This is a genomic window from Exiguobacterium sp. s163 (assembly GCF_018617135.1).
Taxonomy (GTDB): domain Bacteria; phylum Bacillota; class Bacilli; order Exiguobacteriales; family Exiguobacteriaceae; genus Exiguobacterium; species Exiguobacterium profundum.
In genome coordinates this window covers 67,459-89,285 of the sequence record NZ_JACSJN010000001.1, presented here as the reverse complement: position 1 = coordinate 89,285, position 21,827 = coordinate 67,459, and the positions used below count along the sequence as shown (strand labels likewise).

At 47.7% G+C, this 21,827-nt stretch carries 21 protein-coding genes; 12 read left to right on the top strand and 9 right to left on the bottom strand.

The window, feature by feature from the left end:
* Positions 1 to 45 precede the first annotated feature (45 nt).
* From KNO71_RS00475 to KNO71_RS00445, 7 genes are all read left to right on the top strand, one after another.
* Complete coding sequence (locus KNO71_RS00475) at positions 46 to 2,304, top strand: AAA family ATPase (RefSeq protein WP_214686886.1); 2,259 nt, start codon at positions 46 to 48, stop codon at positions 2,302 to 2,304.
* Between the two features lie 31 nt (positions 2,305 to 2,335).
* Positions 2,336 to 2,752 carry an acyl-CoA thioesterase gene (locus KNO71_RS00470; protein ID WP_012726439.1) on the top strand — a complete coding sequence of 139 codons (417 nt, stop codon included), beginning with the start codon at positions 2,336 to 2,338 and terminating at the stop codon, positions 2,750 to 2,752.
* A gap of 78 nt (positions 2,753 to 2,830) precedes the next feature.
* Positions 2,831 to 3,691, top strand: coding sequence for a M15 family metallopeptidase (locus tag KNO71_RS00465; protein ID WP_214686885.1), 861 nt, complete (start codon positions 2,831 to 2,833; stop codon positions 3,689 to 3,691).
* An 11-nt stretch (positions 3,692 to 3,702) separates the two neighbouring features.
* Positions 3,703 to 4,323 carry a glycerol-3-phosphate 1-O-acyltransferase PlsY gene (plsY, locus tag KNO71_RS00460; protein WP_012726437.1) on the top strand — a complete coding sequence of 207 codons (621 nt, stop codon included), beginning with the start codon at positions 3,703 to 3,705 and terminating at the stop codon, positions 4,321 to 4,323.
* Between the two features lie 173 nt (positions 4,324 to 4,496).
* Positions 4,497 to 5,267: a DeoR/GlpR family DNA-binding transcription regulator gene (locus tag KNO71_RS00455; RefSeq protein WP_078147015.1), complete on the top strand. Its 771-nt coding sequence runs from the start codon at positions 4,497 to 4,499 to the stop codon at positions 5,265 to 5,267.
* Positions 5,268 to 5,280: 13 nt separating this feature from the next.
* Positions 5,281 to 5,934: a copper homeostasis protein CutC gene (locus tag KNO71_RS00450; protein WP_078147014.1), complete on the top strand. Its 654-nt coding sequence runs from the start codon at positions 5,281 to 5,283 to the stop codon at positions 5,932 to 5,934.
* A gap of 72 nt (positions 5,935 to 6,006) precedes the next feature.
* A complete protein-coding gene (locus tag KNO71_RS00445; protein WP_214684119.1) occupies positions 6,007 to 6,651 on the top strand; it encodes a DUF975 family protein in 645 nt (214 codons plus the stop codon).
* A 14-nt stretch (positions 6,652 to 6,665) separates the two neighbouring features.
* Here KNO71_RS00445 and KNO71_RS00440 read toward each other — a convergent pair whose 3' ends face one another.
* The 3 genes from KNO71_RS00440 to KNO71_RS00430 are packed head-to-tail and all read right to left on the bottom strand — an operon-like array spanning position 6,666 to position 9,544.
* Complete coding sequence (locus KNO71_RS00440; RefSeq protein WP_012726433.1) at positions 6,666 to 6,899, bottom strand: DUF2188 domain-containing protein; 234 nt, start codon at positions 6,897 to 6,899, stop codon at positions 6,666 to 6,668.
* Between the two features lie 45 nt (positions 6,900 to 6,944).
* Positions 6,945 to 7,817, bottom strand: a complete 873-nt coding sequence (locus KNO71_RS00435; protein WP_214684120.1) for an NAD(P)-dependent oxidoreductase — start codon at positions 7,815 to 7,817, stop codon at positions 6,945 to 6,947.
* Entirely contained in the window at positions 7,814 to 9,544 is a 1,731-nt protein-coding gene (locus KNO71_RS00430; RefSeq protein WP_214686884.1) for an ABC transporter ATP-binding protein, read from the bottom strand. The genes KNO71_RS00435 and KNO71_RS00430 overlap by 4 nt, the downstream gene beginning before the upstream one ends.
* A 107-nt stretch (positions 9,545 to 9,651) precedes the next feature.
* Between KNO71_RS00430 and KNO71_RS00425 the strand changes: the two genes are divergently transcribed.
* The 5 genes from KNO71_RS00425 to KNO71_RS00405 all read left to right on the top strand — a co-directional run bounded on the left by KNO71_RS00425 (position 9,652) and on the right by KNO71_RS00405 (position 16,385).
* Positions 9,652 to 10,755 carry an exonuclease SbcCD subunit D gene (locus tag KNO71_RS00425; protein ID WP_214686883.1) on the top strand — a complete coding sequence of 368 codons (1,104 nt, stop codon included), beginning with the start codon at positions 9,652 to 9,654 and terminating at the stop codon, positions 10,753 to 10,755.
* A complete protein-coding gene (locus tag KNO71_RS00420) occupies positions 10,755 to 13,763 on the top strand; it encodes an AAA family ATPase (RefSeq protein ID WP_214686881.1) in 3,009 nt (1,002 codons plus the stop codon). The genes KNO71_RS00425 and KNO71_RS00420 overlap by 1 nt, the downstream gene beginning before the upstream one ends.
* Positions 13,763 to 14,551 (top strand): AAC(3) family N-acetyltransferase, encoded by a 789-nt coding sequence (locus KNO71_RS00415; RefSeq protein ID WP_047795253.1) that lies wholly within the window; start codon positions 13,763 to 13,765, stop codon positions 14,549 to 14,551. The genes KNO71_RS00420 and KNO71_RS00415 overlap by 1 nt, the downstream gene beginning before the upstream one ends.
* 28 nt (positions 14,552 to 14,579) lie before the next feature.
* A complete protein-coding gene (locus KNO71_RS00410; RefSeq protein WP_214684124.1) occupies positions 14,580 to 15,467 on the top strand; it encodes an alpha/beta hydrolase in 888 nt (295 codons plus the stop codon).
* 69 nt (positions 15,468 to 15,536) lie between these two features.
* Positions 15,537 to 16,385, top strand: coding sequence for a sulfite exporter TauE/SafE family protein (locus KNO71_RS00405; RefSeq protein WP_214686879.1), 849 nt, complete (start codon positions 15,537 to 15,539; stop codon positions 16,383 to 16,385).
* Positions 16,386 to 16,406: 21 nt separating this feature from the next.
* Here the strand turns inward: KNO71_RS00405 and KNO71_RS00400 are convergent, their stop codons facing one another.
* From KNO71_RS00400 to KNO71_RS00375, 6 genes are all read right to left on the bottom strand, one after another.
* A complete protein-coding gene (locus tag KNO71_RS00400; RefSeq protein ID WP_012726425.1) occupies positions 16,407 to 16,604 on the bottom strand; it encodes a hypothetical protein in 198 nt (65 codons plus the stop codon).
* Positions 16,605 to 16,667: 63 nt separating this feature from the next.
* Positions 16,668 to 17,198, bottom strand: a complete 531-nt coding sequence (locus KNO71_RS00395; protein ID WP_078147005.1) for a biotin transporter BioY — start codon at positions 17,196 to 17,198, stop codon at positions 16,668 to 16,670.
* 86 nt (positions 17,199 to 17,284) lie between these two features.
* Positions 17,285 to 17,698: an NAD(+)--rifampin ADP-ribosyltransferase gene (arr, locus tag KNO71_RS00390; RefSeq protein WP_251026303.1), complete on the bottom strand. Its 414-nt coding sequence runs from the start codon at positions 17,696 to 17,698 to the stop codon at positions 17,285 to 17,287.
* Between the two features lie 196 nt (positions 17,699 to 17,894).
* Positions 17,895 to 19,283: an argininosuccinate lyase gene (gene argH, locus KNO71_RS00385; protein ID WP_214686877.1), complete on the bottom strand. Its 1,389-nt coding sequence runs from the start codon at positions 19,281 to 19,283 to the stop codon at positions 17,895 to 17,897.
* A complete protein-coding gene (locus tag KNO71_RS00380; RefSeq protein ID WP_214684873.1) occupies positions 19,276 to 20,490 on the bottom strand; it encodes an argininosuccinate synthase in 1,215 nt (404 codons plus the stop codon). Before KNO71_RS00380 ends, argH begins: the two co-directional genes overlap by 8 nt.
* A 124-nt stretch (positions 20,491 to 20,614) precedes the next feature.
* Positions 20,615 to 21,757 (bottom strand): CapA family protein, encoded by a 1,143-nt coding sequence (locus KNO71_RS00375; RefSeq protein WP_214686875.1) that lies wholly within the window; start codon positions 21,755 to 21,757, stop codon positions 20,615 to 20,617.
* Positions 21,758 to 21,827: the final 70 nt, after the last annotated feature.

Sequence of the window (21,827 nt, the reverse complement as noted above, 5' to 3'; positions counted from 1 at the left end):
GCAGACATGATGTCGGCTCCCTTGTCGTCTGAAAGGGAGAACAAGATGAAACAAATTCAAGTGGAACAAGTTCAAACGGACTTGACGAACTGGGAAGCTGGAGAAAAAGTAAACGAGGCGGCATTGTTATCTTACGCACATTGGTCTCGTGCGACTCAGCACCAAGAAGAATTAATTCGTTCCTTGCGGCTGCTCGCAACACATCGGCTCAAACAAAAGGAAACGATGGACCCGTTACTCAACCGCTGGGTAAAAGAGTTGGAGGCGATGAACGCACTTCCTCCAGAGCTTCGTCTGTTTCAACTGAATGAGCAGTTGCGTCGTTCGAAACAGGCGCTTCAAATTGACTGGCCCACCTTACGAGAGGCCGATTACGCCTCAATGAAGGTTCAAATCTTAACAGAGTACGAGTCAAAAACGTCAGCGTTACTCGATCAACTTGACCAACTCCATGATGAGGTGGAGGCTGCGAAGTCTGATTTGCGTGATTCTGAATGGCGCGGACAGCTGGAGAACCTGTTTGAAGCGATCATCGAAGCGATGCAAGAAGTCGCATCTCTTGAAGATGATACTGCCTCCTTGCTCGCATCCATGCAGGGGAACTATTTCAGTCGTGAAGCGTTTCATCGTTTCGGGGAGCGCGTTTCCCTTGTGAAAGAACGACTACACACGATTTGTGAGCTACTACCAGACCGTCCGAGCGAGACACGCTCGAGCGCGATTGAGTCACTTGAAGACATGATTGGGCTCGATGACATCAAAGCACGTGTAAAAGCGTGGTATCGCTTTCTCCTTTTCCAAAAAGAACGAGAGAAAGCCGGCTTTTCTTCAAAACATCAACCATCCCTTCATCTCGTCTTCACAGGGAATCCAGGAACCGGCAAGACGACATTAGCGAGACTCATGGCTGAGATTTACTTTGAACTCGGCTTATTAGGACGCCCAGACCTTGTCGAGGCAGATCGTTCGAGTCTTGTCGGTGCCTATGTTGGACAAACGGAAGAACAGGTAATGAATAAGGTGAAAGAGGCGGAAGGTGGTGTCTTATTCATCGATGAGGCATATGCATTGAAGCGTCAAGATGCGAGTGGTAGTGATTACGGACAAGCGGCCATCGATACGCTTGTCGCCGCAATGACGAGTGGCGAATATGCAGGCAAGTTCGTCGTCATTCTAGCTGGTTATCCAGAAGAAATGCGCCATTTCCTCTTAGCTAACCCTGGTTTACGATCACGATTCCCTGAGTCGAATCACTATGAGTTACCGAACTACCGTGACGAAGAATTGGTCGCCATCGGTGAGAAAGTGGCACAAGAGAATAATTACGTGCTGACGGAAGAGGCAAAGCGATCACTTCTTACTCGAATCGATAGAGAACGAGTCGATTCGACGTTCGGAAATGCTCGGACTGTCCATAACATTTTACTTGATGCGATGTTTAAGAAGGGTTCCCGCTTCGGTGCGGACGCTCCGTTAGACGAGATGGCGCTCTTGACTGAAGAAGACTTTGATCAGCCAGAAGATGAATCGAGTCCGACATCGTTAGATGACCTGGTCGGCATGAAAGAAGCGAAAGCACAACTGGCTGAAATCGAAGCGCTCGTCCAGATTCAAAAGAAGCGGAAGGCGCTCGGTTTGAAGACGGCGCCCGTCCAACTCCATATGACACTTACCGGAAACAGTGGTACCGGAAAAACGACATTTGCCTATTTATATGCACAGATGTTGAAACGGACAGGATATTTGAAGCGAGGCCATGTCAATGTCGTCAGTCGTGCAGATTTGGTCAGTGGCTATGTGGGGCAGACAGCTCAAAAAACGAAAGCGGCAATTCGTGACGCTCTTGGCGGTGTCTTACTCATTGACGAGGCCTATAGTTTGAACGGTGGGGCGAACGACTATGGGCGGGAAGCGATTGATACACTCGTTGACGAAATGCCGAAACATGGCGAGAATCTTGTCGTCGTCCTTGCCGGTTACGAAGGACCGATGCGCCGGTTGATTGAATCCAACCCAGGACTCAGCAGCAGAATGAAACGGACGATTCACTTTGCTGACTATACGCAAGAACAGTTAGTGGACATCGCAAAAAACTACGCAAGTCAGTTCGGCTATGTGATGGAAGAGGATGCGCTTGAGGCATTGGCTACTCGTTTAGGTGACATCAAACATGCGAACGCGCGCACCGCTCTATCTGTTATCGATGAATCGATCGCTCGTCAGTCCTATCGTTTAGTGTCGACGGAGGATAAGAATGTGTCACTCCAGCAATTATTAGTAGTAGATATTAAGAGTAAGTTATAATATACTTGTCGTAGGAAAGAAGGATGATTCAATGCACACGGTTCAAATCCCAGTAAGGTATCAAGAGACGGACATGATGGGCATCGTCTATCATGCCAACTATTTAGTTTATTTAGAGATTGCGCGCACGGAATTGTTACGACAACTAGGTGTCGAGTATAAAGATATGGAAGAAGCGGGATTTGTCTCTCCCGTGACAAATGTATCCATGGACTATAAGCGTAGCGTGACGTATGGTGATACGGTTCATGTTCGTGTATGGGTCGATCAATATTCAAAAATCAGAACGATTTACGGCTATGAGTTGACGAATCAACATGGAGAACTTGTTGGCACAGCGACTACAACGCATGTCGTCGTCAAACGAGGCGACTTCAAACCGATTCGACTTGATCGAGAGTTCCCGAAATGGCATGAAATGTATTTGAACGTCATGAACCCTGTCTAAGAATCTTCTGTCTTCGTACCGTCAGTGTGGTATCATATCTTGACGGTACTTTTTGTTATCTAGAAAGGGGAAGATCGCATGCGTTTTCCATCGATTTTGATGGTTTGCGGCGCCTTGACGTTCATGTTAGCCGGTTGTACAACAAACGAGCAAGTTGAACCGAAAGAACCAACAACACAGTCATCAACAATAGATGAACAAGAGACAGAACCAAATGAACCGACTTCGGATCGTGAAGATGAGACAGTCACCGAGTCACCTTCTGAGGAGGAGACGTCGGACGAGTCTGAACAGCCGACCGAACCAGTAGAGGAAGAACCTGTGGCACCTAGTCAACCGATTGAAACGGATGGTGTGGCCAATTTGGAATTAGATGAATTGATTCTTGTAAACAAGCAAATTGCATTGCCTGCCGACTATCAGCCGAGTGATTTGGTAGAGGCGAACATTGATTTTGTCGACTCGACAGTCGGTGAACGTCGAATGTTACGTAAAGAAGCTGCTCAGGCGATTGAAGGTCTAATGAAAGGTGCAAAAGCAGCAGGAATTGATTTGAAAGGGACGAGTGCGTTTCGTTCATACGCCTATCAAGTCAATCTCTTCAATGCTTATGTCGAACGAGATGGCAAAGAGCAAGCCATGAAATATTCCGCACCACCAGGTCATTCTGAACATCAAACAGGACTTGCGATTGACGTATCGAGCGCCTCAGTCAACTATCAACTGACTCAAAGTCTCGGTGAAACGGTTGAAGGAAAATGGCTAGCCGATCATGCTCACGAGTATGGTTTTATCATCCGTTACCAAAAAGAGTTTGAGGATGAGACCGGGTATATGTACGAACCATGGCATTTACGTTATATCGGTATGGAGCATGCGAAACAGGTACATGCATTGAATCAGCCATATGATCGCTATATTGCGGAATTTATGAAATAAGGGGAATTGCGATGCCATATGTGACAGAAATCATGATTATTATTTTAAGTTATCTACTTGGTGCCATTCCGTTTGCCCTCATCATCGGCAAGCTCGGCTATCGCGTAGACGTTCGAGAACATGGGAGCGGCAATCTAGGAACGACGAACACGTTTCGCGTATTAGGTAAGAAGGCAGGAATCCTCGTTTTGCTCGGTGACATGGGGAAAGGTCTTGTCGCTGCATTGCTGCCTCTACTATTCGGAAGCGAGATGAGCCTGCTTCTTGCCGGAATCCCGGCAGTGATTGGACACTCTTATCCAGTCTTTGCGAAATTCAAAGGTGGAAAATCGGTTGCGACGAGCGGTGGAGTTTTGTTGGCAGCCTTCCCTTGGTTCTTCTTTGTCGTCGTCGGTACATTTATCGTGACGCTCCTCACCTCGCGCATGGTATCCCTCTCCTCGATGGCTGCCGCCGTGGTGGGACTGGTGACAGCAACGACTTATAGCATCGTGACGAAAGATTGGTTACCGCTGATCGTCATCGTGCCACTCGCATTGTTCATTATTATTAAGCATCGTACCAACTGGCAACGTATTCGTGCTGGAAAAGAACCAAAAGTTCCACTGTTTCAACACAAGCCGAAATCATGACGCATGCAGGTACGTCCGTTTAGGGCGTGCCTTTTTTGTGTATTGTCGTTGATTTACACAAAAAAGAAACAAAAACATGTTGGATTTGCTCGTTCTTTACTTTCAATTTACGTTAAATTTACATGCGTTCGTTACACTAGAAAAGGAAAGATTATTGTGGAGGAGGCAGGGACGTGTCTTTAATCGGTGAAGAGCGTAAACAGAAAATTGTAGAATGGATCGAACGAGAAGGCAAAGTAAAGACGAGTGAGTTGATCGAGCGCTTGAACGTATCGGGGGAGTCGATTCGCCGTTATTTAGAAGAGCTAGAAAAAGAGCATCGAATCAAACGTGTATACGGGGGAGCGGTCCTTCATCAGAGCATGTCCTTTCAGCCCATCGTGATTGCGAACATGGATGGAATTCGTCGGATCGCCTATACCGCATTTCAGTTGATTCCAGATGATACATTATTATATATAGGACACGGGGTTGCGGCAGAGCAAGTGGCATCCCGGTTGCGTGGTCGCAATGTGACGGTCGTGACGCCATCGTTGACGGTGGCGAAGGCGTTGTTTGAACAGCGGGCGAAAGGTGTGCTTGGTGGCGAAATTCAGCTATTAGGTGGTACAATCGACCCGAAACATCTCGTGACGACAGGTGAGCAGGTCCTGACGCAACTACAGACATACATGTTCGACCTTGCCATTTTGTCCGTCGAAGGGGTCGACGCATCACTAGGTTTAACATGTGACGCTTTCGGCCTCGCCAGTATTACCCAGTCGGTGATGTCACAAAGTCGCGAGACGTTCTTACTAACGGACCATACCCAACTAAATCAACAAAAACGGTATCGCGTCTGTGATTTTTCGAAGGTGACGGCGATTATCTCTGATTTTCCGGAGCCTCAAGATTTCAAAGGCGTCTTAGCCGAACATGGTGTGGACTGGAAGTTCGCACCGTAAAGGGAGCGATTGAATGAATGTAGAAGTGATTGTCACTACACTAACGGAAGCTATTCAGGCTGAGCAACTCGGTGCAAAACGACTCGAACTGATTGCGGATATGGAAAACGGGGGCATCACACCAAGTTTTGGAACGATTCGAAATGTGGTCGAACATGTGTCGATTCCGGTGCATGTGATGATAAGGCCCCATACACATTCGTTCCATTTCAATGAGGATGATGTCGAGACTATGCTTGCGGATATCGGTCTATGCCGTGAGCTCGGTGTCGATGGAATCGTATTCGGTGCCTTGACACAGGATGGAGCGATTGACGAGCGGATCTTAGGGGAAGTCATCAAGCACAAAGGGGAAATGACGCTCACGTTCCACCGTGCCTTCGATGCATCACGTGATGTCTTTGAAGCGATGGACGTGTTGAATGAATATCCGGAAGTAGATATTCTCCTTACTTCAGGCGGTGCCAAAACTGCACTAGAAGGAATCGAAACCTTGATAGCCTTGAAGGAACAGGCCGAGATCACAATTTTGCCTGGTGCAGGGATCACGGTGGAAACGTTACCGATTCTTCGAGAACGTCTTGACGTAGCGATGGTACACATAGGAAATGGCGTACGAACGAATGGACAGCTCGATGAAGGAAAGTTCAAACAACTTCTTGGATGAGCCAAGGCGGAAAACAGTCGGAAGACTGTTTTTTTGCTATAATGAGAGAAAACAATAAATGTAGGTGAATTCATGCAATCTTCCGTTTACAAACAATATGCGCTACGAATGCTATCAGGAAAGTGGGGCATATCATTACTCGTTGTCTTAACTGTCATGGTCATTCAAGCGATGATCACGACCCGACTTGATCTCTCGGCGAACGACCCCGAAGTCCTTTTGACATCGGTGGCGCTTCTTTACGGGGCGACGGTTCTTCTCGCACCTATCGAGCTCGGGAAAAATTGGGTGTTTCTCCAGGTGGCGAAAGATGAAAAGCCAACGTTCGGATTGTTGATTGAATCGTTCGGGTCACTTAAAGACTATTCACGTGCCGTGGTCTATTATGCGGTATTCTATTTAGGTCTAAACGTGTTGATGCTCTTCTTGATCGTACCTGGTGTCTGGTTCTATTTGACGTATCGGATTGTACCGTTCATTATGCGAGATAATCCTGACCTATCAGCGTTCCAGGCAATGAGAAAGAGCCGACAGATGATGAAGGGTCACAAACGGACGATGTTGAAGCTCTTTGCGAGTTTTATCGGATGGTATGCGCTCGTCCTTCTTACTGGAGGGCTGGCTTATATCTTTGTCACACCGTATCTTCAAACGGCGATTTCTGCACTCTATTTGGAGCTAAATGCCTCCTATCAAGCAAAACAACCGGTCGGATAATCCGACCGGTTGTTTTATGTTCCATGCTGATCTGACTTTTTAGGGTTTGGGGCGTCTTCAAAATCTTGTTTTTCCTCTTCCGACGCATCCGCATGCCATTTTTTCGCTTGCTCGGTGGCAATGGGAATCGCTTTCGTCTCAGAGTAGCCTTGCGCGAGTAATGCGTTCGCGATATCAATGGCTTTCTTTTTTACAAGTGGATCGAAGTTTTTCAGTGATTCTGGATAGTCTTTCATATTCCATGGCACGAAAATCGCCTCCTTCATTCCTACTAATTCCACAAACGTCCGGTTTCAAACGTCTTGATGGAGATAATACTCGATCAGTGCTTGTGTGCCATTTTCTCCGTACCCGTTCTCTTCCAGAATCGAATACAGGCGATGTGCGAGCTCAAGACCTGGTAATGTCACTTGTAGCTCGTGTGCACTCTCGATGGCAAGGGTCATGTCTTTGATAAAGTGTTTGATGAAGAAGCCAGGGGCGTAATCTTCCACAATCATGCGTGGAACCAAGTTTTCAAGTGTCCAGCTACCGGCTGCCCCGCCACGAATCGTACGAACGAGCGCCTCTGGGTCAATTCCAGCTCGTTTACTGAACGCTAGCATTTCGGCATTCCCCATCATGATGCCGGCAATGGCGATTTGATTGGCAAGTTTCGCATATTGACCGCTCCCTGCGTACCCCATTCGTTCAATCGATTGTCCCATCGCTTCAAATAAAGGCTTCGCTTTATTGAATGCGAATTCACCCCCACCGACTAAAATCGACAGCGTTCCATTTTTGGCTCCGACATCGCCTCCCGTGACCGGAGCGTCAAGTGGGAGGAGACTCCGCTCAATGGCAGTCTCGGCAATTCGTTCAGCCAGTTTCGGTGAGGACGTCGTCATGTCGATCAATAATGTACCTGGTTCTGCCGAATCAAGAATGTTCCCTTCGCCAAAATAGATGGATTCGACATCGGACGGATAGCCGACAATCGTGATGATGGCATCGGCGTCTCGGCAAACGTCCTGTACCGCATCACACCATGTCACACCTTCCTCTAACAATGCGGCTGCCTTCTCTTTCGTCCGTGTGTATGCTTGCACTTCAAATCCGTGTTTCATCAAGTTACGTACCATCGATTGGCCCATGACCCCGAGCCCGATAAATCCGATTGTTTTCATGTGGCTTGTCCCCCTAATAATTGTTGTGAAACGAGTCGCTGATATAGTGCGTTCTCCGTTAAAAGTTGCTCATGTTTCCCGATTCCGCTGATTTGTCCGTCTTCTAAGACGACAATTTGGTCAGCATGTCTGACAGTCGAGAGTCGATGGGCAATCACAAGTGTCGTTCGTCCGACCATCAGGCGGTCTAACGCTTCTTGGACCACGCGTTCTGATTCAGAATCTAGACTTGATGTTGCCTCGTCGAGCAATAAAATCTGTGGATTTCGTAACAATGCTCGCGCGATAGCAAGTCGTTGTCGCTGCCCACCAGACAAACGGATACCTCGCTCACCAATCTCCGTATCGAGCTGTTCTGGCATCGTTTCAATGAACGACCATGCGTTGGCCATCTCACAGGCTTCTTTGATTTCATCATCGCTCGCTTCATGTCGAAGTCCGTACACAATGTTTGTCCGTACAGATCCTGAGAGGACGGGTGAATCTTGAGCGACATACCCGATGATTTGACGCCATGTGTCACGCCCGTATGTTTGAATCTCCCGATTTCCATATCGAATCGTTCCTGCCGTCGGTAAATAGAACTGTTCGACAAGTGAGAAAAGTGTCGTTTTCCCGGCACCACTTCGTCCGACGATGGCGGTTGTCGCCCCTGGTGAAACTTGAAGTGTCAATCCTTGGAGGACGGGTTCAGTGCCATAATGGAAAGCAACGTCTTCAAATGAGAGTGCCGTCTGATGAATCATTTCTTCATGTGTGCTGTATGGTTCGGGACGGACTTCGAGCAACTCAGCAATCCGTTCCGTTGCTCCACGCGCCTTTTGAAGTCTCGTCAAGAATTCACTCATCGTGATGAGGGGCGTGATGATTTGGAAGAGATAGAGCATGAAGGCGAGTAGTTCGCCCGTTGATAAAGCTCCGGTCGAGACTCGATATGCGCCGAACCCGAGGATGGCAATCAACATCCCGGTCAAGGTCACATTGAGAAGGGGAATAAGGATTGCTTGAATTCGTCCTTCCTTCACCCCGTAATTGAACAGTGTCTCGATTTTTGCTTTGCCGCTTTTCACTTCCATCTGTTCCGTCGCTTGTGATTTGACGAGGCGGATTTCACCGAGCAGTTCGGCGAAGAAGCCGGAAAGATTTCCGAGTTCTTGTTGTGTCTCTTTTGCGATAATCCGAAGCTTCCGTCCGAGCGGTATGACAATGATGAGTGTGGTCGGAACAGAGAACAAGATGACGAGTGTCATTTGCCAATCGAGTGTGAACAAGATGGCGACGGCGCCGATGACCGAGACGAGAGAGGTCAACAACCTGACACTTTGTTCGGATAACAACTGTTGAAGCGTCGTCGTATCATTGTTCAACCGAGACACCAGTTCCCCCGACTTGATGCCGTCATAGAATGGAATCGGCAGTTTGACGAGATGGTCCCACAAGGTCGTGCGTAAATTGGCAACGACCCGTTGCCCCACAATATGTAACCAATAAATCGAAACGGCACTCGTGATGACCTGAATCAAAAATGCGATGACGAAATAGATGATCCATTCAGGTGTCAATAAGTCGCTGCTCCACCGGTCGACCACACGCTGCAAGATGAGCGGAATGGCCAGTGAGGCGACGGCTTGAAGGAGCGAGATGAGAATGGCTCCGACAAATAGCCTTTTCGGAGGATTCGCGATTTTGAATAATTGAAAAAAAGTTTGCCATGTTGATGATTTCATGTTGGAAGTCCTCCTCTCCTCTTACTTTCGCTGTTTCAAAAACGGGTGTCAAGACGTCGAATCATACGAATGACTCATGCTAGAATAGGAAAGAGAGGTGATACGTGATGAAATGGATTCACACGGCCGATTGGCATCTAGGAAAGATTGTCCACGGTCGACATATGACAGAAGATCAACGGAATATTTTGTTCCATTCATTTTTACAAATCGTAGATGAAGAGCGACCCGATGCGGTCATCATCGCAGGGGATTTATATGACCGTGCCGTCCCTCCCGTCGATGCGGTCGATTTACTCGATGAGATGTGGCGAGAGCTCGTCTTGAACCGTGGAATCCCGGTCGTTGCCATCGCCGGAAACCATGATTCGGCAGAACGTCTCGAATATAGTTCGAAGTTATTGAGACAAGTGGGTCTTCACATCGTTGGGAAACTCGACCCGACATCTGGTCCCCTCGATGTCGCAGGGATCCCATTTTATCCGATTCCATTCCTTGAGCCGGCTCGCGTACGGCATATTCTCGGTATCGACTCGATTCGAACGCATCACGATGCACTGGAGGCAGTCATTGAAGCATACGGTACAATCGAAAAAGATGCGGTTACAATCGGTCACAGTTTTGTCGCGGGAGGACTGGAGACGGATTCAGAACGTCAACTATCTGTTGGCACTGCAGGACAGGTCGCAAAAGGGTTATATGAGCCTTTTTCGTATACGGCATTAGGTCATCTACATAATCGTGATGCGATTCAATCAGAAAGAATTGCATATAGTGGGTCGCTCATGAAATATTCGTTTTCCGAGGTCAATCATGAAAAATCCATCGATGTTCTGGAATGGAACGGTCAATGGACACGTCGTCGCCGTGCCTTGACACCAGAGCGGGATATGCGACAACTCACCGGAACATTGAACGAACTCCTTGCCCCAACTTATTATCAGCAACAAAAGACAGATGACTACCTTAAAATTGTATTGACCGATGATACGGCGCTTCATGATCCGATGGCGAAACTTCGGACTGTCTATCCGAATATTCTTCATCTTGAATTGGAACTGTTACGTCGCCAGGAGCAGACATCCACGTTTGAACGCGAGACGCTCGAAAGACAGTCAGTAGAAGAGGTATATCTCCAATTTTTTGAGGCCGTACATGATCGCACTGCCTCAGATGCCGTGAAGCAAATGATAGAAGAAGGTGATGTCTAATGAGACCGGTTGAATTGATGATTCAAGCTTTTGGACCGTATGCAGAACGTGAAACGATTGACTTCACCCAGTTGGTTGGTCGCTCGATGTTTGTCGTAAGCGGTCGGACGGGCGCCGGGAAGACGACCATTTTTGATGCGATGACGTTCGCCCTTTATGGTCGGGCGAGTGGGTCGCTTCGAAATGCTAGTGACTTCAGAAGCCAGTATGCACAACCTGAGTTGAAGACGGAAGTAGATTTTTCGTTCACGATTCGAGGTGACCGCTATCGGATCGTAAGACAGCCGCAACAACCTCATCCGAAAAATAAGACGCCAATTCCGCACGAGGCCATCCTCTATGAATGGGAGGACGGTTGGAAGCCGCTGGCGACGAAGGTGAACGAGATACAAGAACGAATCGAATCGATTTTACAACTATCGTATGAACAGTTCAGTCAAATCTTGTTGCTCCCTCAAAACCAATTTAGACAATTACTCGACTCGAACTCGAATGAAAAACAACAAATCCTCCAATCCATTTTCAAAACTGAGGCATATCGTACGTTCCAGGAAAAGTGGGGTGAACGCTATAGCGCGTATCGAAAACAAGTGGAATGGGCGGTCGAGCGGACGCGACTCAAGTTATTAGAGCTCGAAGATGAAGCAATCGAAGAGGTGTCGACCCAGTCCATCGAGGAGATTCAACGTTGGCTTGACGAGCGTGAAGAATATCTGATGACAACATGTGATACGGCCAAAACCCAGAAACAACTGTATGCGACAGCACTGGAAGAGGCAAGAGAAGCGCTTGAGAAAGCAAAATCACTCGTCACGCTGTTCAAGGAGCGAGAAGAAACCGATCGAGCACTTGCAATCTTTTTAAACGGTGAATCGATTCGAAATGAGACACGTGAACTGCTAACAAATTTAGAGGTGGCGGCAAACATTCGTCCAGTCTTTGAACGGTTACAGGAGTTAGAGCAACTCGTGCGTCGGTTGACGATGGAAGAACAGACCTCCTCGACAAAATTAGAGCACTTGCAATCCTCTCAATCAAAGTTAATGGAGCAACAATCAACGATTGAAACGGACAAAGAAGAAGTCATCTCTCTTAAGGAGCGACTTCGGATCGTCGATGAGATGATGCCAAGAATCAAGGAGCGCGCCACACTCGTGACCCTTCGTGACCGATTGATGAATCGTGCAAAAGAATTGGCCATGTTTTCAAAAGAAGTTCGGTTACAAGAACTTCAAGAAAGAGAACAGCGATTGGTCGACAGCATAAAGTCTGAACCTAGCGAACGAGCAGTCGACGCCGAGCGTCATGTCGACCGATTGGTGCATCTGGCCTCTCTTGAAACAAAGGCACGTGAGTTATCGAAACAACTCGACGAATGTGAACGAACGGGCAAAGACGTTCAACGACAGTACGTGACCCAACAAGAAGTGGTCACCACGTTTACACAGCAAGAACAATTAATACTAGCGAAACAACTGAGCGAGACGCTTGTAGACGGTGAGCCATGCCCGGTATGCGGTTCTCGTCATCATGATATCCCACAACACGAAGAAACCGTTACGAACATCGCGGAGCGGGATGCGGCCGTGGCACGTCTTGATGATTTGTCCACACGATTAATCGAAGCGAGGGCGGATTATCGTTCGCTTCATCAACAACTTGAAGCAGTCCGACAAGAACTAGATCAAGCTTCCAAAGACATTCAATTCAATGGCGATGTCACAGAAGTACTCAATAAGTGGCGAACACGTGCAGAGCTATTGCAACGGGAAGAACGAATGCATCAAGAGAACGAACGGACACTTCGCCAACTGTCAGCAGAAATCCGACAGTTAGAGCAAGAGCAACGTCAACAGTTCGAAGAGCGGGAGCGTGTCGTATCCGAACTTGAAATGACGCAACAAAGTCTGTACGCACTCGGTCAAAGTGAAGAAACGACATTCGATGCGTTGCAGCGCGAGCGAGCCGACCTTGAGCACCGCATCTCGATGTTGATGAAACAAGTCGAAGCGTACGACCTTGAGTTTGAGACGGTGAAAAAAGCACTTTGGAAAGAGGAAGAACGACTGTCATTGATCCGTGAACAGTTGACTGAAGCATCGAAGCAGTATGATGCCCAGCAGACCATTTGGGTCAATCAGCTAGAAGCATCACATCTGACGCGTGAACGCTATGAATCATACGCCAATCAAATCGACAAACGGACAATGATTCGTGAACAGTTGCAACGTGAGGAGGAAGAAGGTGTTCGACTCCGACACCATAAACAGATGATTGAAGAAAAACTGAAGAATCAGGAGCGACCAGACCTGCATGAGATGGAGATGAAAGTGAAGGAAGTGGCTGAATGCAGTGAGCAGGCGTCGAAACAGCTGATCACAGCCCAAGATGCCTTGTCTCGACATAGACACGTCATCTCGGAATGGAATACCCTTCGCGAACAGACGGCGCAAGAAGAGCAGAAATTAGAGACAATCAAATTGATTGCGGATACGGGGAAGGGAATCAACCCACAGAAAATGACGTTTGAGACATATGTTCAAACCGCCTTTTTTGATCAGATCCTTCATGCGGCCAACATTCATTTGGATCAGATGACGAGCGGTCAGTTCCGGCTTGAGCGGAAAGTCGAGACGGCGAAAGGGAATGCCAAATCTGGTCTTGAGCTTCTCGTCTTTGATGCCTATACCGGACAATCGCGTCGTGTACAAAATTTATCTGGCGGTGAAGGGTTTAAGGCGTCGTTGTCACTCGCTCTTGGACTTGCGGAGGTGGTCCAACAGCTGAGTGGGGGCATCAGTCTTGAAACGATGCTCATCGATGAAGGATTCGGTACGCTCGATGCCGAATCTCTAGACCAGGCGATTGAATTATTGATGTCTTTACAGGCGACCGGTCGGCTCGTCGGCGTCATCAGTCATGTCCAAGAATTGAAAGACCGTGTCGATGCACGGATTGAAGTGAAAAAATCTAGAAGCGGGTCGTCGATCCAGCTGATTGTGGAGTGATGGTTGTGAAAAAGATGGTGACGAAGTCGAGTCTCATCGAAAAGTTAAAAGAAGCCGGCGTTCGCTCGGGAGAGGCGTTGTTTGTCCATTCGTCGCTCTCAAAACTCGGTTGGGTATGTGGAGGGGCGCAGACCGTCATTGAAGCGATTCAGGAAGTGGTCGGTCCATCTGGGTTGATCATGATGGCGACCCAGACCGGAGACAATTCAGACCCAGCTGAATGGGAAGCGCCACCTGTCCCCGTGGAATGGTGGCAGACGATTCGCGCGGAGATGCCTCCGTACGAAGCTGATAAAACAGCGACACGTGGCATGGGACGTGTGCCGGAACTGTTCCGAAGCTATCCGCACGTATATCGTAGTTCCCATCCGATGTGGTCTGTTGCCGCCTGGGGCGATGGGGCTGAAGCCATCGTGTCCGGTCATACCATCGATGTCGGGTTCGGTCCAGGTTCACCTATCGAGCGAATGATTGAGCGAAACGCACGAATCCTTCACCTTGGGTCTCCGCTCGATGCGACGACACTCTGGCATTATGCCGAGTACGGAATTGATGGCCCGACCAAATCATTCGGTTGTGCCGTTATAGAACGAGGGGAGCGAAAGTGGCGTACATTTGAACATGTCGATGTGAACAGCGATCCGTTTGGCGCAATCGGCGAGAACATCGTCAAACAAAAGGATGTGCGAACATTTTCTATCCATGAAGCGACATGTTATCTCATTCCGTCTAGCACATGGGAACCAGTCCAACATGCGCTCATCGCGCTTCGTAGCTGGTTGAGATAGAGTAAATAGAATCGAGGGGAAGTTACGGATGAATCGTTGGATGAAACTATTGAGTATTGCGATACTCATCATTTTACTCGTTGCCGGTTTGGCTATCGGAGGAATCTCGGCTCATATTGGGGACCAGTTGACGTCACCGGAGCGGGAAAAATTGACATACACCCCGAAATCACTTGGTTTGAAGTACGAGAATGTGACAATCGAATCGGAGGAAGGATATGACTTATACGGATGGTGGATTCCTCATCCTACGCCGCGTGCGACCATCGTCTTTGCCCACGGATATGGGAAGAACCGTGAACAGGAAGATTTACCGTTGAAAGAGTTGATTCCAGAATTTCATGAACAAGGATACCAATTTTTAACGTTCGATTTTCGCGGTTCAGGGATATCAGAGGGTGACCGAGTCACGGTCGGCGCTAAAGAACAATCCGATTTAAAAGCGGCCATCCAATATGCGAAAGGTCGTTCAGAAGGACCAGTTGTCTTGTACGGAATTTCAATGGGAGCGGCGACAGCACTCTCTACAGCTGATGATGTCGAAGTTGCTGCAGTCATCGCCGACAGTCCGTTTAGTGATTTACGAAATTATCTCGAGACAAATCTTCCGGTATGGAGTGACTTGCCGAACGTTCCGTTCACGCCCGTCATCATGACTGTGACCCCTTGGTTCACCGGTCTCGATGCCGATGTCGTATCTCCTATTCAGGATATCAAGTCGATTGAGGCTCCTATCTTATTGATCCACAGTAAAGACGATGATGCGATTCCTGTTTCTGAAAGTAAAAAATTGGCTGAAGCACAAGAACGCGTCGAACTTTGGGTGACTGATAACGAAGGTCATGTCGGATCGTACCAGTCATTCCAGAATGAATATCGTCAACAAATATTCGAGTTTCTAGAACGGTCATTGTAAGCAAAGGGGCGCATTCGACGCCCCTTTTTGATATGATTGCAGACGAGACCAATGAAAGAAGGGTACAACATGGACGTTTTACAAGTATTACAGTTTCTCCTTTTAGGAACGTTAATCGGAATCTTGAGTGGATTCTTTGGAATTGGTGGTGGAATCTTACTGACACCACTTCTCCTTGTCTTCGGGTATGAAGCGAGTGCGGCGATTGCCCTTAGCCTGATGTTGACGCTCGGATCAACGACGGCAGGAACGATCTCGCATATCCGTTTGCGTAACGTGAACGTGTCACACGCCTTATGGATCGGTTTGTTCGGGATTGTCGGGACCTGGATTGCCACACCGCTTGTCTTTTATTTAGAAGGAGTCGATGGGGCGACACTGATCATCTCACTCGTCTATATCGCATTACTCACATATTTTGCGGTTTCTTTCTTTCGTTCGAAACAGCATGTGGAAGGAAGCGTCGGAACGGACTCTGTACTACGCCTTGGGATCATCGGTGTGTTCGCGGGGTTCATCTCCTCGTTGATGGGAGTAAGCGGTGGATTCGTCTTGACTCCTCTTCAGGTCAAGTTGTTGAACACAGAGATGAAGCGTGCGGTCGGAACGAGTATTACGGCAGCGCTTCTCATCGTCTTATCCGGTGTCATCAGTTATACGGTGGCAGGTGCTGAAACGAATTATCTGCACGGTCTTGCTCTGATTGCGGGTGCCATGATCGGATCACCCTTTGGGGCGAAACAGCTACAACGTTTCAGCTCGCAGCACGTCAAAAAAGCGCTAGGTGGATTTTATATCACGGTCGCCATCAGTGTAGGGTTGAATTTGATCGGGTGGAATACGGCATCACTTGCACTTCTCGTCACATTAGCGCTTCTGTTCATCGTCACCCTTCTCATTCGACCACGCAAAAAATAAACCCCGTCTTCGGACGGGGTTTTAACGTCTAGCAATATGGTCAATGTTTTCTTGAATCTCGCCAACTTTCGCTTTAGCCTCACGGAGTCTTCGCTCAAACGCATCTGTGTCACGTTTCTCATGAGACGACTTATCGATTCCTTGACGCTGCCCTTTGTCAGAGCGTTGGTAAAAGTGGGTCGCTTTCTGTAAGCGTTTTTTAAACGTCGAGTCGCTCATCGGGACACCCCCTTCCATACTACAGTTATTCCACAGATGGAAACGGGTGAAACGTTCGAACTTTTACGAAGCGAGGGAACGACGGACTTGAACGTTCTGAGAAATTTTCACGGCTAATATGGCAGCAAGTACTGCTTTCAAAGCGTCACCAAAGAAGAATGGAATATTTACTTTGAGCGCATCAATGAACGACATACCGAGAACGATCTCGAGTCCCATACTTCCGAGTAAGTAGACGAGCCCTAGACCGAACAAAAAGTTATAGCCAATCAATGCTGGAATGGAGCGATAGCGTTCGCTGAACCAGCCAATGAAGAGCGCTGCAATCGGAAAGGCGATTAAATATCCGACAGTTGGTCCTACAAATGGTGCGAGACCTCCTTGACCACTCAGTACTGGAAGTCCGATCAAGCCGAGCAGGAGGTACACGATGACTGCCAAAAATCCTTTCCTTGCACCGAATATGCCGGCGATGGTCATGATGGCGAGTGTTTGAAGGGTGATCGGAACGGGTCCAATCGGTATTTCGATGAAACCAATACTTGCGATGAGTGCCGCTCCGAAGGCGATTTGAGTCATATCTTGAATTTTCATATGTAAACCCCTTTTCAGTTAACGTTAACAATATAAAAGTTAACATGTTCGAATAGGGATGACAAGTAGTTTTTCGCTTTTCAAACTTAATCAATGATGTGATTGTTTCCGGTTAGACGTAATTCCTCAATCGATGAACGCATCTTTTCAATCATCTCTTCTGAGTGACGTTCCCATGATTTTAAAACGCCTACTACGAGGAGCGGTTCGATTGTCCGATAGGATCGAGTAGGATTTCCAGTGAATCGTTGATCCGTTAAATTTGGATCATTTTCAAAATTTCCAACCGGATCCACGATATAAATTTGCTCAGGACCGTTTCCTTTTGCTAATTCAGCCCCCCATTTTGCAGCATCCAAAGTCGCCGTAAAATAAAGGTGACGTAGCGGCTCATGGCGATGATTCGACATATGGCCAACTTCTAAAAGATCTCCAACAACAAGTTCTGCTTTCGTTCCATGAAAGAACGGACCTGGGTCCAACTGAACAGAAGATTTCATGTGAATGCCTCCTATTTATATCGTATTGAGACCATTATCGTACGTGAACACATTAAAGTGTAGTCTGTTTGTTGAACAGGATTCTTGTTATCATTAAGAGGGGGAACTAGACGACGAGTACTGATTTATATAATTTTTATATTGAATGGATGAACAAAAATACGCGTCCTCGTTTATTGACGAGGGCGCGTATTTGTTATGAATAGGTCATCGTGCTAATACATGCCGAAGCTTCATTCAATTGTTCATGGACGGCATCGAATCCAGTGCCACCGTAACTGTTTCGACGTGCGACTGCCTGTTCAGGGGTCAAGGCATGATACACATCCTCTTGAATCAATTCAGAGTACGTTTGGAACACCGTGATTGGAAGCTCGCGTAAATACAATCGCTCATCCACGCAATATTTGACGAGTTTACCCGTCACTTCGTGAGCTTCACGGAACGGTACTCCTTTTGCCGTCAAATAATCAGCGAGTTCTGTAGCGTTAGAAAAATCACGCTCGGTCGCTTGTTTCATGACGTCAGGATGGAACGTCAATTCATTCATCATCCCCGCCATGATACTGAGTGAGCCTTGAACGGTCTTGACCGTGTCAAACATTCCTTCTTTATCTTCCTGTAAATCTTTGTTGTAAGCGAGCGGAAGTCCTTTCATGAGCGTCAACAAGCCCATCAAGTTTCCAATCACTCGACCCGACTTTCCACGGACGAGTTCGGCCATGTCAGGGTTTTTCTTTTGTGGCATCATGCTCGAACCGGTAGAGAACGTATCGGACACTGTAATGAAGCGATACTCTTCGCTTGCCCAAAGAATCAATTCTTCACAGAAGCGGGAGAGGTGCATCATAAGCATTGATGCATTTGAAAGAAACTCGAGTATGAAGTCACGATCGCTAACGGCATCGAGGCTGTTCGGGTAAACCCGATTGAATCCAAGTAATTCAGCTGAACGGGAACGGTCGATCGGAAACGTTGTCCCTGCTAAGGCTCCTGCGCCAAGAGGGGACCAATCAATCCGTTTCAAGCTGTCCGTAAACCGCTCCTTGTCCCGCTCCAGCATCCAGAAATAGGCGAGCAAATGATGGGCCAGTGAAATCGGTTGTGCACGCTGGAGGTGCGTGTAGCCAGGCATGATCGTCTCTACGTTTTCTGAAGCATGTGCATGCAATTCATGTTGAAGCGATTCAATCAATTGAATCACTTCTTTCACACGTTCTTTCAAGTAAAGATGCATGTCCGTCGCGACTTGATCGTTTCGACTACGTGCCGTATGCATCTTCCCTGCGACCGGTCCAATCGCTTCATGAAGCAGAGCTTCTAAGTTCATATGAATATCTTCGTGATACACCTCGAATTTTAATTCATCCGCGAGTGCTTTTTGCTTAAGTTGTTGTAATCCATCAAGGATTTGAGTGACTTCTTCTTTTAAGAGGATGCCTTGGTCACCTAACATCGTCACGTGTGCCATGCTACCCTCTAAATCCTCAAGGACGAGTTGAGCGTCAAATTCAATCGATGCACCGAATGCATCGACCCAATCGCTCGCCGTCTTCTCGAAACGGCCTCCCCATAATTTACTCATTGACGAACGCTCCCTTTTCCATCAACACCTCTGATTGAACTTTTGTTGGCAAACCCCACAACTTGATGAATCCGACAGCTGCTTGCTGATCGAACGTATCTGCTGACGTATAGGTCGCAAGTTCCTCATCATAAAGCGAGATTGGCGACTTCCGTCCGTCGACGATGGCTTGTCCTTTAAACAGTTTCATGCGAACCGTTCCTGTGACGGTCGCTTGTGTCTCATCGATAAAGGCAAGAAGTGCTTTTGTGAGCGGTGAATACCAAAGTCCGTTGTAGATCGTTTCCGTCAATTTTTGTTCGACAATCGGTTTGAAATGCGCCACTTCACGAACGAGTGTCAAGGCTTCAAGAGCTTTATGTGCAGTGATTAATGTCATGGCGCCAGGTGCCTCATACACCTCACGTGATTTGATACCGACGACCCGGTTCTCGATGTGGTCAATCTTCCCGACGCCGTGGGCACCCGCGACGATATTGAGCTCTTTTAAGATATCGGTGAACGATTGGCTCTTCCCGTCAATAGCGACCGGCACTCCGTTCTTGAATTCAATCTCAAGATAAGTCGGTTCATGCGGTGTGTCCTCAAGTGCTGCTGTTAACTCATATGCGCTTGCCGGAGGTGCTGCCCAAGGATCTTCTAAGATGCCGCATTCGATGGCGCGTCCCCAGATGTTCTGATCGATTGAGAATGGCTCTTCTTGAACGATTGGAATCGGAATTTGATGTTTTGCCGCATACGCGATTTCTTCCTCACGTGACCATTTCCATTCCCGAACCGGTGCGACGATTTCGAGTGAAGGATCGAGTGCATGAATGGACACTTCAAAACGCACTTGGTCATTTCCTTTCCCGGTACATCCATGAGCCACAGCGACGGCACCTTCGGCCTGTGCGACCTCGACCAATTTTTTCGAGATGAGGGGGCGTGATAGTGCCGAAACGAGTGGATATACGCCTTCATATAATGTATGGGCCTGCATCGAATAGCGAGCGAACTCGTTGACGAACTCGTCGATCGCATCGATGACGATTGATTTTTTCGCTCCAACTTTCATCGCTTTTTGTTGAATCTTTTCTAAGTCTTTCCCTTCCCCGACGTTCAAACAGACGGCGATGACATCATAACCTTGTTCGTCCAACCATTTAATCGCAACCGATGTGTCAAGACCACCTGAGTAAGCCAATACGAGTTTCTGTTTCAAAATATGAACACCCCTTATGAATAATTATTAATATTTGTTTATAAATATACAATTCAGTGTAAGGGATAAGATGTCGTGTGGCAACACTTTTTTGAAAATAAAAAGACCACGAGTGATTTCGTGGTCGTCATTGTTCGATTTTGAGTTGGGGTAACCATTGCGACATATGGTCGCTAACAGGGATAAGAAGTTCAGGACGAGCAGCCTTTAACGGGACGACCTCATAATGTCCGTCAGATGATTTTTGCGTAAAGGTTGGATAGAACATCGGATTTTTCAATTCAATAGTCGATTGGTCATCTTCGGTTGTCTTGACCACATCAATCCCGATGATGCCGCCCGTGTTTCGTTCATCTCCTTGTTGTCCGGAAAGGAAATTACCGAGCGAGTAGATGACAAATGTTTGATTGCCATGAACTCCTTCTAGCATGGTCGGGGGTTGCAGCACGTGAGGGTGGTGACCGATGATGATGTCGACTCCGAGGTCTGCTAACGATTGGGCGAGCTCAGTTTGACTCTCATTCGGTAACGGCTCGTATTCCGTACCGAAATGGAGGGAGACGACCGTCATGTCAGTCGACTGTTCCGCCTTCTCAATCTCTGGTTGCATCTGTGCGAGGTCGATATAGTTCACATGATAGGGTTCTTTCGGTACGACTCCATTCGTCCCATACGTGTATGCGAGGAAGGAAAAAGAAATATCGTTGGCCGTCAACGTACGAATATTCGCCTTGTCCTCAGCAGATAGGAAGGAGCCTGTATAAGGCATTCCGATTGCGTTCCAATGGTCGATCGAACTTTCAATGGCTCGGACGCCACGGTCGAGCGTATGATTATTCGCTGTCGTGACCAAATCGATTCCTGCCCGTTGTAAGGCATCTCCAATTTCAAAAGGACTGTTAAATGCCGGGTAGCTCGAAAGCCCGATCTCACTCCCGCCAATCATGCTCTCTTGGTTGGCGATTGATAAATCGGCGCGAATCAATATTGGAGAGATCTGTTCGAATGCAGTATCAAATTCATACCCTTCATCAGTACGAGCTGCGTTGTATACCGAATCATGTAGAAGGATGTCGCCGATTGCATAGAGGGAGGCCGTCGTGACAATCGGTTCCGGTTCGGCAGGCGGCATTTCTTCAGGTACCTCGACAATCGGTTCTTCGACTTCTTCTGGTATTTCTTGATTCGTTGCCGGAGTCGTACCACAAGCAATTAATAAAACAAAGCTAGACAGGAAGGTAAGACGAGAGACGATCTTAATTGGTTTCATCCCGATTCTCCTTTTCACGACAGATTCGTACGATAACCCTAAAATTCGTCGATAATTAAGAAAAATCCTG